Here is a 12,890-nt window from a genome sequence, read left to right as displayed (position 1 = left end):
CCCGCGAACGGAGACCTCGTCATGCCCGGTTCCCCGCTGACCCCCCTGCTGGCCCCCCTGCACCGCGCCGCCCGCCAGGTGGACGCCCGCACCCCCGAGAGCCGCGACCGCGCGCTCGACGGCCTGCGCGCCCTCGCCCTGCTCGCCGTCCCGGTCGGCCACTGGCTGCTCGGCGGCTTCACCCGCTCCGCCGACGGCGCCCTGCACAACGCCAGCCCGCTGTCCTCCCCCGCGCTCGGCTTCTTCGCCCCGGCCAGCTGGGGGCTGCAACTGCTCGGGGTGTTCTTCCTGGTCGGCGGGTACTCCGCGGTCCGCTCGCTGGAACGCGCCCGGGCCCGCGGCACCGGCACGGCCGGCTGGCTGCGCGGCCGGACGGTCCGGCTGCTCCGCCCGGTGCTCGGGGTGGCCGCCGTCTGGGCCCTGCTGATCCCGCTGCTGCCGCGCCTCGGCGTGCCCGCCGACACCGTCCGGACCGGGTCCACGCTGGTGGTGCAGCCGCTCTGGTACATCGCGGTCTACCTCGGACTGACCGCGCTCACCCCGCTCTGCGCGAGCGCCGCCCGCCGGCTCGGCGGCTGGTCCGCCGGCCTGCCGCTGGCCGCGGTCGCCGCGGTCGACCTGCTGCGGTACGGGCCGTGGGCGGAGTCGGTGCCGTCCTGGGTCGGGCTGCTGAACATCCTTCCGGGCTGGCTGTTCGGCTACCAGCTGGGCGTGCTCTGGGCCGCGGGCCGGCTGGGCCGTCCGGCGGCGCGACTGCTGCTGGGCGGGGGCGCGGTGCTGTTCGCGGCGCTGTTGCTGGTGTTCCACTACCCGGCGTCGATGGTCGGGGTCCCGGGCGCCGCCCGGACCAACTCGCACCCGCCGTCCCTGCTGGTCCTGGCGCTGGCCTCGGTCCAGTGCGGCGCGGCGGTGCTGCTGCGCGACCGGCTCGGCCGGCTGCTGGCCGGACGTCCGCTGCTGTGGCTGCCGGTGGTGGCGGTCAACCTCTCCGCGATGACGATCTTCTGCTGGCACCAGAGCGCGATGCTCGCCGTCGCCGTGCCGGGCGCGGCCGCCTTCGGCGCGGTGCCCGGGCTGACGGTGGCACCGGACTCGCTCGGCTGGGTGGCGCTGCGACTGGCGCTGCTGCCGCTGTTCGGCGCGGTGCTGATCGGGATCGGGTGGTTCACCCGCCGGTTCGACGGCCCGTGGACGGCGCTCTCCCGGCCGGCCAAGGCGGCGGCCGGCGCGGCGGCGGCGTTCTTCGCCGCGTACGCGCTCGGCGTGGTCTGAACGCGCGGGCCCGGGCCCGTCGGCGGGCGGCGGCTGCGGACCGGTCAGGGGGACGAACCGGTCCGCAGCCGCCGATTTTCCCGCGAACGACCGAAACCCCTCCGGGTCACCCGGCGTTCATGTGATCCATCCCACAGTTTAAGGCGGTCCGGGCGCCGCTCCGGACCCCTAGGCTTGCGCTGAAAGTTGGCAGTCGTACCACCCTCGGGCCCCGTCCGGGATCGGTGACGGGACTCTCTGGGAGCTGAGACGATGCGCCGTCGACGGTGGAAGCACGTCCTGATCGGCGCCTTCGCGGGCGCCGCCGTCCTCGCCGACGCCGGTGCGGCCGCCGCCCAGGCAGCCGCCGCCACCGAGCAGTTGGCCATCTCCACGCCGCCGGCCGGCAGCGCCGCCTGGGTCGAGGACCACTCCTACGGGCAGGACCTGCCCGACCCGGCCACCACCGCGCCGGCCGCCGCCGCCGAGTTCTTCGACCGGCTCACCGCGGCCGCGACCGACCGGCTGGTCGCGGCCTACCCGCTGGTCGTCGGCAACTACGACGGCGCGCCGCTCGCCCTGCGCTACCGGGCCAACCGGGTGGCGCTGGCCGCCGAGCGCGACCACGCCCGGGCCCGCGCCGCCGACCCGAAGCTCGACCGGGACCAGCGCGCACTGGCCGTCTCCCGCGCCAACGACGTGCAGAGCCTGCTCGCCCCCGGCCGGCAGATCCTCGCCTTCGACCCGCGCGGCCGGGGCCTGCTGACCGAGGTCTGGGGCGACCTCGGGACCGCCGACCGGATCGCCGTGCTCGTCCCCGGCTCCGACGCCGACCTCGGCCACTTCGACCAGGCCGTGGAACCGCTCCGCTCCCCCGCCGGGATGGCCCGCGCGCTGTACGAGGAGGAGCACCGGCAGTCCCCGGGTTCCCGTACCGCCGTGGTCGCCTGGACCGGCTACGTCACCCCCTCCGGCCTCGGCCCCGACGCGGTCACCGCCCGGCTCGCCGACGTCGGCGCGCCCCGGCTGCGCCGCCTGCTCGCCGGGCTGAAGGAGACCACCCGCCCACAGGCACCGCCCGCGCTGTTCTGCCACTCCTACGGCTCGGTGGTCTGCGGCACGGCCGCGCCGGACATCCCCCGCGCGGCCACCTCCCCGGCGGACACCGGCGGGGTCACCGACATGGTGGTCTTCGGCTCCCCCGGCATGGGCGTGGAGAGCCGCTCCGAGCTGGGCGGCGGGGTGCGGGTCTGGGCGACCCGCAACGAGACCGACTGGATCGGCAACGTGCCCTACCTGGAGGTCGGCGGACTCGGCCACGGCGCCGACCCGACCTCGCTGGACTTCGGCGCCGAGCGGCTCTCCTCGGCCCACTCCTCCGGCCACAACGGCTACTTCGCGACCGGCACCGACAGCCTGTACAACTTCGCCGCCGTCGCCCTCGGCCGGGACCAGGACGTGCTCCGCCCGGCCCCCGAGGCCTGAGGCCCCGAACCGCCCCGCGTCGGGTCGGGTCGGGTCGGGTCGCGTCGGGTCAGGCCGGGTCGGCCCGGCGCACCTCCTGGTAGAGCCGGACGGCGTCGGCGGCGGTCCGGGCCATCTCCCGGCGGGCGGCCGGCGGATGGAGCACCTCGGCGTCCGCGCCGAACGCCAGCAGGGCCCGCACGGCCGGCAACGACTGGAAGCCGAGCGCGAGTTCGACCCACTCCTCGGGCGCGCCGCCCCCGCTCTCCGGCGGCGGCGCGATGAGCCGGGAGCCGTGGATCCGGACGAACATGTCCAGCCGCCCGCGCCGCACCCGCACCCTCACCGTCAACTCCTTGGGCAGCCGCTCCACCTGCTCGCGCAGCACCGTCCAGACGTCGCCGAGCCCCACCCCCGGCCGTCGGCGCACCGACTCCTCGGCGGTCTCCGCGTACAGCACCCGGTCGGCCCGGAACAGCCGCGGCTCGCCGCGCAGATCGGCCACCAGGTACCAGACGGCGGCCTTGCTGACCAGGCCGTACGGGTCCACGGTGTACTCCGCCGGGGCGGGCGAGCCGCTGTGCCGGTAGCGCAGCCGCAGGCGGCGGTCGGCGAACACGGCGTACTGCAGCTCGCCGAGGTCGGGCCCGGGCGCGGCGCCGGCCTGGAGCCAGCGCGCCGGGTCGACCAGGATCCGCTCGCTGATCCGCTCGGCGCCGGGCCGGTGCGGGGCGGGCAGCGCGGCCATCACCTTGCGCAGCGCCGAGCCCAGCGCGCCGTCCAGCCCGAGGTCGCTGTGCGCGCCCTGGGCGGACAGCACGAACAGGGCGCGCGCCTCGTCGGCGGTCAGGCCGCTGACGTCGGTGCGGTAGCCGGGCAGCAGACTGATGCCGCCGTGCCGGCCGCGTTCGGTGTAGACGGGCACGCCGGCCGTCGAGAGCGCCTCGACGTCGCGGTAGATGGTGCGCACCGACACCTCCAGCCGTTCGGCCAGTTCGGTGGCGGGCACCCGGCCGCGGGTCTGGAGCAGCAGCAGGATCGAGAGCAGGCGGTCGGCCTTCATGTCCCGAGGATCCCAGAAATCATGACGGTGCTTGTCAGGTTTTACCGGGAGATTGCCTCCGTACCGAAAAACCTTCCGCACCACTGGAGTCGAACGTTCCCATGGACACCACCCAGGACCCGCGCCCGCTGTACCTGCTCGCCCTCGACCAGCTGGAGAAGCTGATCGCCGAGGCCGCCCCGGAGACCCTGGATCGGCCCACCCCGTGCACCGAGTACGACCTGCGAACCCTGCTCAGCCATGTGGTCGGCGGCGTCCACCGGCTCGCCTACATGGGCGAGGGCGGCCACTGCGAGGACGTCGCGGCCGCGACCGGCGAACTCCCCGACGACGGCTGGCCGGCCGCCCTCGGCCGGGCCCGGGCCCGGGTGACCGCCGCCTGGGCCGAGGACGCCAAGCTCGACCGCCCGACCTTCGCCCCCTGGGGCGAGGTGCCCGGCCGGGCCGCGGTCGGCGGCTACGTGCTGGAGACCGTCACCCACGCCTGGGACATCGCCCGCGCCCTCGACACCGACCCCCCGCTGGACGAGCGGCTCGACGAGCGGCTGGCCGAGGCCGCGCTGGGCATCGCGCTGGCCGTGCTGCCGGCCGAACCGCGCGGCGGCGACGTGCCGTTCGGCCCGGTCCGGACCGCCCCCGCCGAGGCCGGTCCGTACACCCGGCTCGCCGCGTACCTCGGCCGGGAGGTCTGACGCCCCAGCCCCAGCCCCGGTCCCTGTCCCGGTCCCGCTCCCGCTCCCGCTCCCGCTCCCGCCTCACGGCGCCAGGCGCGCGACCCGGCCGTCGTACAGATCGATCTTGTGGTCGAGCACGGCCAGGGTCGCGTGCAGGTCCGCGATCCGCTGCCGCACCTCCTCCCGGTGGGCGAGCAGCAGATCGCGCCGGTCGGCGGAGGTCCGGTCGCCCTCGCGGGCCAGCTCGACGTACCGCAGCATGTCCGCCACCGGCATCCCGGTCAGCCGCAGCCGCCCCAGGAAGGCCAGCCGGTGCAGGTCCCCGTCGCTGTACCGGCGCTGGCCCGAGGCGGAGCGGTCGACCGGGTCCAGCAGGCCGATCCGCTCGTACCAGCGCAGGGTGTGCGCGGTCAGCCCGCTGGCCGCCGACACCTCGCCGATGGTGTGCCGCGGCGTCCGGTCCGGCGCACCGAGCGGATTGCGGAACACCTCGCCGCAGGTGCGCCGTCCGGCCTCGATCGCTGCGAGTACGGTCATCTCGGTCCCCCCGTGCTGAACGTGCCGACGCCACCGGCGCCGTGGAGTGCGGTCGGACCAAGCCTGCCATCCCGGCGGGGCGGGCGGCCCGGTTAGATTTGGCCCATGGAGAGCTTGCGGAAGATCGAGACCTGGCCGGTACCGAACGCGGCGGCGGCCGTCGTACGGGGCGCGGACGGCGCGCTGCTGGGGGCGCACGGGCCGCAGGACCACCTGTTCCCGCTGGCGTCGGTGACCAAGCTGCTCACCTCGTACGCCGTGCTGGTCGCGGTCGAGGAGGGCGTCTTCGAGCTGGACGACCCGGCCGGGCCCGAGGGCTCGACCGTCCGGCACCTGCTGGCCCACACCTCGGGCCTGGCCTTCGACGAGCACCGGGTGATGGCCGAGCCGGGCAACCGCCGGCTCTACTCCAACGCCGGCTTCGACGTGCTGGCGCGGACCCTGGAGGAGGCGGCCGGCATCGAGTTCGGCCGGTACGCCGCCGAGGCCGTGTTCCAGCCGCTCGGCATGGACGCCACCCTGATCAACACCGCGCACCGCACCCCCGCCGGGGCCGGCGGCCTGTCGACCGTCGCCGACCTCACCCGGTTCGCCGCCGAACTCCAGTCGCCCAAGCTGCTCGACCCGGGCACCCTGCACGCGGCGACCCGCGAGGTGGCCTTCCCGGGCACCGGCGGCGTGCTGCCCGGCTTCGGCCACCGCCGGCCGAACGACTGGGGCCTCGGCTTCGAGATCCGCGACGGCAAGGCCCCGCACTGGACCGGCACCACCAACTCCCCGGCGACCTTCGGCCACTTCGGCCAGTCCGGCACCTTCCTGTGGGTGGACCCGGAGGCCGGGGTGGCCTGCGTCGCGCTCACCGACCTCGACTTCGGCCCGTGGGCGGCCGAGGTCTGGCCGGTGCTCTCCGACGCCGTCCTCGCCGAACTCCGGGGCTGACGGCGGCAGTACCAGCAGTACGGCAGCAGTCAGTACGACAGCGGCGGCGCCGTCAGCCGTACGAGACCGGCGAGTGCATCTCCCACAGGAGCAGCTCCGCGCCGTCCTCGCCGGCCGTCGGCGCCGCGAAGGCGTCCCCGGTGATCCGCACGCTGTCGCCGGGCACCATCGAACGGCCGCCGCCCTGCGGCCCGGGCACCGTCCGGTAGCCGAGCGAGCCCGCCGTCAGATGCGCGTAGCGGTAGGCGGCGGCCGGCAGCGCCGGCAGCGGCTGCCACGGCCCGGCGGTCACCAGCCACAGCGCGGCGTCCCCGCGCCGCAGCCGCAGCGCCTCCGTGCCGGCGTCCCGCGCCAGCCCGGAGGCGAGCAGCGTCAACCCGTCGGCCGTCCGCTCCACCCCGCGCAGCCCGTACACCGGCGGCGCGTCGAACACGTCCGGCTGGAGCCACATCTGGACGAAGCGGACCGGGCCCTGCGCGCCGCCGACATTGCGCTCGGTGTGGCTGACGCCGGAGCCCGCGCCCAGGTGCTGGACCATGCCGGGCCGCACCACCCCGCTGTGCCCGCGCGAGTCCCGGTGGGCCAGCGCGCCCTCCAGCACCCAGGTGAGGATCTCGGTGTCCCGGTGCTTGTGCTCGTCGTAGCCGGCGCCGGGGGCGAGCCGCTCCTCGTTGCACGCGAGCAGGGCCCCGAAGTGCGTGTTCCTCGGGTCGTAGTGCCCGGAGAAGGAGAACGCGTGCCGGGTCTCGACGCCCTCGGCGGGGGTCGAGAGGTAGCGCTCGGCGGTACGGCGGAGATCGGCCCTGGGACGGGCTGGGGCATCGGTCACGGCCCCACCGTAGTGCCGCCCGCGGCGGGTGTGACCGCCACCACCCCGCCCGTCCGCCGGGGCCTGTGCACGAGCAGTCACTCCGGTGAGGCAGTCTTGTCCCTGTGCCAGCCGCCTCCGCGAACTCCAAGAGCGATCCGACCGCCCCCGACAGGAACGGGAAGAGCCCGACGTCCGGTGCCGGGAGAGACCGGCCCGGGCGGGCGGCACCGCGCCTGACCGCGCAGGAGCGCCGGCTCGCCGCCGACCGCGCCGAGCGCCGGGCCGCGACCCTCAAGCGGCTGGAGAAGTCCTCCGGCAAGCTCGCCTCCGCCGCGATCGCCAGGATGGACGACCAGCTCGGCTGGTACCGGCGGATGCCGCCGGAGCACCGGTCCTGGATCGGCCTGGTCGCCCAGGCCGGTATCGCCGCGTTCACCGAGTGGTACCGCAAGCCGGACGCCCCGCAGGCGATCTCCACCGACGTCTTCGGCACCGCGCCGCGCGAGCTGACCCGGGCGATCACCCTGCGCCAGACCGTCGAGCTGATCCGCACCACCATCGAGGTGATGGAGGAGGCGATCGAGGAGGTGGCCGCCCCCGGCGACGAAGCCGACATGCGCGAGTCGGTGCTGGTCTACGCCCGGGAGATCGCCTTCGCCACCGCCCAGGTGTACGCGCAGGCCGCCGAGGCCCGGGGCGCCTGGGACGCCCGGCTGGAGGCCCTGGTGGTCAACTCGCTGCTCTCCGGCGACGCCGACGAGGGCGTGCTGTCCCGGGCCGCCGCGCTCGGCTGGGGCCAGCCCAGCCAGGTCCGGGTGGTGATGGGCTCCGCGCCGGACGGTGACAGCGAGCTGGTGGTGGAGGCGATCCGCCGGGCCGCCAGGTACGCCAAGCTGCACGTGCTGACCGGGGTGCTGGGCAAGCGCCTGGTGGTCGTGGTGGGCGGCGACAAGGAGCCGGTGCACGCGGCCCGGGCGCTGATCGGCCAGTTCGCGGCCGGTCCGGTGGTGGTCGGCCCGACCGTGCCCGACCTGCTCTCGGCGACCCGCTCGGCGCACGCCGCCGCGGCCGGCCTGCGGGCCTGCGCGGCCTGGCCGGACGCCCCGCGGCCGGTACTGGCGGACGACCTGCTGCCGGAACGGGCGCTCGCGGGCGACCAGGCGGCCCGGCGTCAGTTGGTGGAGGAGATCTACACACCGCTGGACGAAGCCGGTTCGGCACTCCTGGAGACCTTGAGTGTCTACCTGGAGCAGGCCTCCTCACTGGAGGGCGCCGCCCGTATGCTCTTCGTCCACCCCAACACGGTGCGCTACCGGCTCCGACGTGTGACCGACGTCACGGGCTACGCTCCCTCCGACGTACGTTCGGCCTTCACCCTGCGTATCGCACTGGCGCTGGGGCGGCTCACGGCCACGGGAGAGTCGAGCTGACCACGCTGTAGGGACCTTACAATCCCGGATGCTTTTCTTCGTTACCGTCGCCTACCCGCCCCCGGGCGCCTGGCGAGAGAGGGTTGAACCGTGCTCGTAATCGTCGCCCCTGGACAGGGTGCCCAGACCCCCGGTTTCCTCAGCCCCTGGCTGGAGCTCGACGGCGTCGCCGACCGCCTCCGCGGTTGGTCGGAGGTCGCCGGGCTCGACCTTGTGCGCGCGGGCACCGAGGCGGACGCCGAGGAGATCAAGGACACCGCCGTCGCGCAGCCGCTGCTGGTCGCCGCCGGACTGGTGACCGCCCGCGCGCTGTTCCCGGACGAGAACGCCGCCCGCAAGCTGGTCGGCGCCGTCGCCGGCCACAGCGTCGGCGAGATCACCGCCGCCGCCGGCGCCGGGGTGCTGAGCGCCCACGACGCCCTCACCTTCGTCCGCGAGCGCAGCCTGGCCATGGCCGAGGCCGCCGCGGCGACCGAGACCGGCATGCTCGCCCTGCTGGGCGGCGACGCCGAGGAGGTCGCGGCCAAGCTGGCCGAGCACGGCCTGACCGCGGCCAACAACAACGGCGGCGGCCAGATCGTCGCGGCCGGCACCCTGCCGCAGCTGGACGCGCTGCGCGAGGACCCGCCGGCCGGCTCCCGGCTGGTCGCGCTGAAGGTGGCCGGAGCCTTCCACACCTCGCACATGGCCCCCGGCGTCGAGCGGCTGGCCAAGCTGGCCCCGACCCTGACGGTCGCCGACCCCGAGGTCGCCTACATCTCCAACCAGGACGGCCAGGTGGTCGCCTCCGGTGCCGAGGTGCTGAGCCGACTGGTGTCGCAGGTGTCCAACCCGGTCCGCTGGGACCTCTGCATGGAGACCATCCAGCAGCTGGGTGCGACCGCCGTCATCGAGCTCGCCCCGGCGGGCACCCTCACCGGACTGGTCAAGCGCAACCTCAAGGGTGTGGCGACGCTTGCCCTCAAGACCCCCGCCGACCTGGACAAGGCCCTCGCCCTGGTCGCGGAGCACGGCGGTCAGGAGCAGGAGCAGGCATGAGCAACACCCCCCAGATCCGCCCCGTCACCGGTGCGCAGTACTCGCGCATCCACGGTGTGGGCGGCTACCGGCCGGTCCGGGTGATCCCGAACGCCGAGGTGCTGACCTGGATCGAGTCCTCGGACGAGTGGATCCGCACCCGCAGCGGGATCGCCGAGCGCCGCTGGGCCGGTCCGGAGGAGTCCGTCGCCGAGATGTCGGTGCAGGCCGCCGGCAAGGCGATCGCCCAGGCCGGGATCGACCCGGCGCGGATCGGCGGCGTGATCGTCGCGACCGTCTCGCACCTCAAGCAGACCCCGGCCGTCGCCACCGAGATCGCCGAGCGGCTCGGCTGCGGCACCGCCCCGGCCTTCGACATCTCGGCCGCCTGCGCGGGCTTCGGCTACGGCCTGGGCCTGGCCGACGGCATGGTGCGCGGCGGCAGCGCCGAGTACGTGCTGGTGATCGGCGTGGAGCGGCTCAGCGACCTGACCGACACCTCGGACCGCTCGACCGCGTTCATCTTCGGCGACGGCGCCGGCGCCGCGATCGTCGGCCCGTCCGACACCCCGGGCATCGGCAAGGTCGTCTGGGGCTCGGACGGCTCGCAGAAGGACGTCATCTCGCAGACCGAGGCCTGGGACACCGCCTTCGCCAAGCAGGACGCCATCAACGGCGCCGGCGAGGAGACCAGGTGGCCGGCCCTGCGGATGGAGGGTCAGACGGTCTTCCGCTGGGCGGTCTGGGAGATGGCGAAGGTGGCCCAGCAGGCGCTGGACGCCGCCGGGATCACCGCCGACCAGCTCGGCGCGTTCATCCCGCACCAGGCCAACATGCGGATCACCGATGCCATGATCAAGGCCCTCAAGCTGCCCGAGTCGGTGCCGGTCGCCCGCGACATCGCGGAGACCGGGAACACCTCGGCGGCCTCCATCCCGCTCGCGATGGAACGCATGCTGGAGAGCGGCGAGGCCCGCAGCGGGGACCTCGCACTGATCATCGGGTTCGGGGCGGGTCTCGTGTACGCCGCGGCGGTCGTTACGCTCCCCTAGGCGTTTTCCGCCCGATCCACCACAAACCTGCGTCCGTCCGCCGGGCGGCCGCATTCAACACCGAAGAGGAGCAGCCAGTATGGCTACCAAGGACGAGGTTCTGGAAGGTCTCGCCGAGATCGTCAACGAGATCGCCGGCATCCCGACCGAGGACGTCGAGCTCGACAAGTCCTTCACCGACGACCTGGACGTCGACTCGCTGTCCATGGTCGAGGTCGTCGTGGCCGCCGAGGAGCGCTTCGACGTCAAGATTCCGGACGACGAGGTCAAGAACCTGAAGACCGTCGGCGACGCGGTGAACTACATCCTCACCAACGCCTGAGCCGTCGACTCTGTCGATGCCTGAGATCGGCCGACTCCACCGGGTCGGCCGACCCGCCGGCCGGGACGCCCACCGGGCGCCCGGCCGGGCCCACATTCGGCCCGCCGCCGACCCCGCACGAACGTGAGAGAAGAAGATCCAGTGACCGTTGAAAACCGTACCGTGGTCGTCACGGGTATCGGCGCCTTCACGCCGCTGGGCGGCGACGCCGCCACCACCTGGGAGAACCTGCTCGCCGGGCGCTCCGGGGTGGCTGTCCTGACCGAGGAGTGGGCCGCCGAGCTGCCCGTCCGGATCGCCGCGCGCACCGCCGTCGAGCCGGGCGAGATCCTCCCCCGACCGCTGGCCCGCAAGCTGGACCGCTCGGCGCAGTTCGCGCTGATCGCCGCCCGCGAGGCCTGGGCCGACGCCGGTTTCGAGACCCCGGCCACCGACGAGTCCTCCAAGCTGGCCCCGGAGCGCCTGGGCGCCGTGATCGCCTCCGGCATCGGCGGCGTCACCACCCTGCTCGACCAGTACGACGTGCTGAAGGAGAAGGGCGCCCGCAAGGTCTCCCCGCACACCGTCCCGATGCTGATGCCCAACTCCCCGGCGGCCAACGTCGGCCTGGAGGTCGGCGCCCGCGCGGGTGTGCACACCCCCGTCTCCGCCTGCGCCTCCGGCGCCGAGGCGATCGGCTACGCGATCGAGATGATCCGCAACGGCCGCGCCGACGTCGTGGTGGCCGGCGGCACCGAGGCGGCGATCCACCCGCTGCCGATCGCCGCGTTCGCCAACATGATGGCGATGTCCAAGAACAACGACGACCCCGAGGGCGCCTCCCGCCCGTACGACAAGGGCCGGGACGGCTTCGTGCTCGGCGAGGGCGCCGGCGTGGTCGTGCTGGAGTCCGTGGAGCACGCCGAGGCCCGCGGCGCCCGCATCTACTGCGAGGCGGTGGGCCAGGGCCTGTCCTCGGACGCCCACCACATCGCCCAGCCCGAGCCGACCGGTGCCGGCGTGGCCCGCGCGCTGGCCGACCTGTTCGAGCGCAACCAGCTCGACAAGGCCGAGATCGTGCACGTCAACGCGCACGCCACCTCCACCCCGCAGGGTGACACCGCCGAGCTGAAGGCGCTCCGCAAGGAGCTGGGCGAGGAGCTCGACCACATCGCCATCTCGGCGACCAAGTCGATGACCGGTCACCTGCTGGGCGGCGCCGGAGGCATCGAGACCGTCGCCACCGTGCAGGCCCTCTACCACCGCCTGGCCCCGCCGACCATCAACGTCGAGGAGCTGGACGACGACGTGGACGCGGACATCGTCCGCGGCGAGGCCCGCGCGCTGCCCGAGGGCCGGATCGCGGCGCTGAACAACTCGTTCGGCTTCGGCGGCCACAACGTGGTGCTGGCCTTCCGCTCCCGCTGACCCCGGGGCCGGGGCCCGCAGACCGGACCACATCCGGGCCGCATCCGGACGCATTCGACGAGGAGGGGCCGGCGCTCAGTGCGAGTGCCGGCCCCTCCTCGTCGTCGTTGTCCCCCGGCGGGTCAGACCACCTGGTGCAGCCAGCGCACCGGGGCACCCTCGCCGGCGTAGCGGAAGGGCTCCAGCTCGTCGTCCCAGGGCTTGCCGAGCAGCATGGCGATCTCGCCCTCGAGGTCCGCCCCCTCGCTGCGGGAGCGCAGCAGGACGGCGCGCAGCCGGTCCTCGGGGATGAGGATGTCACCGTGGATGCCGGTGACGGCGTGGAAGATGCCGAGCGAGGGCGTGCTGCTGTAGCGCTCGCCCTCGGCCGTGGCACAGGGTTCGCTGGTGACCTCGTACCGCAGCAGCTGCCAGCCGCGCAGCGCGGAGGCGAGCTTCGAGGCCGTGCCGGGCTCGCCCTGCCAGGAGAGCTCGGCGCGCCAGTGTCCGGGCGCGGCCGGCTGGCGGATCCAGTCCAGGCTCACCCGCACACCGAGCACCCCCGCGACGGCCCACTCGACGTGCGGGCACAGCGCGCGGGGCGCGGAGTGGACGTACAGGACTCCACGTGTCGTCACCGGGACCTCCAGGCTGTGGACGAGGGTCGCCTTCCCCAGCTGCCTCGCGTTCGTGCCCGTAGTTGATCCACAGTTACCCACGTTAGCCGACATTAAGCCACTAAATTGAGCAAAACGGACAGGCTTTCGCTCAATGCTAGTCGAATCCGCAACGAGGTCCACCCCCCGGTGGGATCTCTCCCCCGAACGGCCCCATCGCCAGGCGGGACCACCGTACCGCGCCTCCCCGCGGCGATGCTGACGCACTTTCGGATCCGGCCGGAATGCGGTAGTGCGGCCGGATCCCCTCCGCCGGGTACGCAAACC

13 protein-coding genes are annotated in these 12,890 nt (G+C 74.3%); 9 read left to right on the top strand and 4 right to left on the bottom strand.

Annotated elements, in window-relative coordinates; all coding sequences use genetic code 11:
* The first annotated feature begins 21 nt into the window (after positions 1-21).
* Together IF01_RS0125340 and IF01_RS0125335 are read left to right on the top strand one after the other, a co-directional pair.
* Positions 22-1,272: an acyltransferase family protein gene (locus IF01_RS0125340; RefSeq protein ID WP_030395844.1), complete on the top strand. Its 1,251-nt coding sequence runs from the start codon at positions 22-24 to the stop codon at positions 1,270-1,272.
* A 252-nt stretch (positions 1,273-1,524) separates the two neighbouring features.
* Positions 1,525-2,736: an alpha/beta hydrolase gene (locus tag IF01_RS0125335; protein ID WP_030395843.1), complete on the top strand. Its 1,212-nt coding sequence runs from the start codon at positions 1,525-1,527 to the stop codon at positions 2,734-2,736.
* Between the two features lie 49 nt (positions 2,737-2,785).
* Here the strand turns inward: IF01_RS0125335 and IF01_RS0125330 are convergent, their stop codons facing one another.
* Entirely contained in the window at positions 2,786-3,778 is a 993-nt protein-coding gene (locus IF01_RS0125330; RefSeq protein ID WP_030395842.1) for a helix-turn-helix transcriptional regulator, read from the bottom strand.
* A gap of 101 nt (positions 3,779-3,879) precedes the next feature.
* Here IF01_RS0125330 and IF01_RS0125325 point away from each other — a divergent pair, with 101 nt between their 5' ends.
* Positions 3,880-4,470 carry a TIGR03086 family metal-binding protein gene (locus IF01_RS0125325; RefSeq protein WP_030395841.1) on the top strand — a complete coding sequence of 197 codons (591 nt, stop codon included), beginning with the start codon at positions 3,880-3,882 and terminating at the stop codon, positions 4,468-4,470.
* A 63-nt stretch (positions 4,471-4,533) separates the two neighbouring features.
* Here IF01_RS0125325 and IF01_RS0125320 read toward each other — a convergent pair whose 3' ends face one another.
* Positions 4,534-4,989 (bottom strand): MerR family transcriptional regulator, encoded by a 456-nt coding sequence (locus tag IF01_RS0125320; RefSeq protein WP_051741505.1) that lies wholly within the window; start codon positions 4,987-4,989, stop codon positions 4,534-4,536.
* A gap of 105 nt (positions 4,990-5,094) precedes the next feature.
* Here IF01_RS0125320 and IF01_RS0125315 point away from each other — a divergent pair, with 105 nt between their 5' ends.
* The gene (locus IF01_RS0125315) at positions 5,095-5,928 is read left to right on the top strand and encodes a serine hydrolase domain-containing protein (RefSeq protein WP_030395839.1); all 834 of its coding nucleotides are present in this window, start codon (positions 5,095-5,097) and stop codon (positions 5,926-5,928) included.
* Positions 5,929-5,980: 52 nt separating this feature from the next.
* Here the strand turns inward: IF01_RS0125315 and IF01_RS0125310 are convergent, their stop codons facing one another.
* On the bottom strand, positions 5,981-6,757 hold the full coding sequence (locus IF01_RS0125310; protein ID WP_030395838.1) for a pirin family protein: 777 nt from the start codon (positions 6,755-6,757) through the stop codon (positions 5,981-5,983).
* Between the two features lie 215 nt (positions 6,758-6,972).
* Between IF01_RS0125310 and IF01_RS0125305 the strand changes: the two genes are divergently transcribed.
* The 5 genes from IF01_RS0125305 (at position 6,973) to fabF (ending at position 11,967) form a co-directional block, all read left to right on the top strand.
* Positions 6,973-8,169 carry a PucR family transcriptional regulator gene (locus IF01_RS0125305; protein ID WP_030395837.1) on the top strand — a complete coding sequence of 399 codons (1,197 nt, stop codon included), beginning with the start codon at positions 6,973-6,975 and terminating at the stop codon, positions 8,167-8,169.
* A gap of 90 nt (positions 8,170-8,259) precedes the next feature.
* Complete coding sequence (locus IF01_RS0125300) at positions 8,260-9,207, top strand: ACP S-malonyltransferase (protein ID WP_030395836.1); 948 nt, start codon at positions 8,260-8,262, stop codon at positions 9,205-9,207.
* Positions 9,204-10,238: a beta-ketoacyl-ACP synthase III gene (locus IF01_RS0125295; RefSeq protein ID WP_030395835.1), complete on the top strand. Its 1,035-nt coding sequence runs from the start codon at positions 9,204-9,206 to the stop codon at positions 10,236-10,238. The genes IF01_RS0125300 and IF01_RS0125295 overlap by 4 nt, the downstream gene beginning before the upstream one ends.
* A 79-nt stretch (positions 10,239-10,317) precedes the next feature.
* Positions 10,318-10,560: an acyl carrier protein gene (locus IF01_RS0125290; protein WP_030310143.1), complete on the top strand. Its 243-nt coding sequence runs from the start codon at positions 10,318-10,320 to the stop codon at positions 10,558-10,560.
* A 141-nt stretch (positions 10,561-10,701) separates the two neighbouring features.
* Positions 10,702-11,967, top strand: a complete 1,266-nt coding sequence (gene fabF / locus IF01_RS0125285) for a beta-ketoacyl-ACP synthase II (protein WP_030395834.1) — start codon at positions 10,702-10,704, stop codon at positions 11,965-11,967.
* Positions 11,968-12,089: 122 nt separating this feature from the next.
* Here the strand turns inward: fabF and IF01_RS0125280 are convergent, their stop codons facing one another.
* Entirely contained in the window at positions 12,090-12,584 is a 495-nt protein-coding gene (locus IF01_RS0125280; protein WP_030395833.1) for a DUF3145 domain-containing protein, read from the bottom strand.
* Positions 12,585-12,890 lie beyond the last annotated feature (306 nt).

It is taken from the genome of Kitasatospora purpeofusca (assembly GCF_000718025.1).
Classification (GTDB): Bacteria; Actinomycetota; Actinomycetes; order Streptomycetales; family Streptomycetaceae; genus Kitasatospora; species Kitasatospora purpeofusca.
This window is presented reverse-complemented; position numbering and strand designations above follow the sequence as displayed.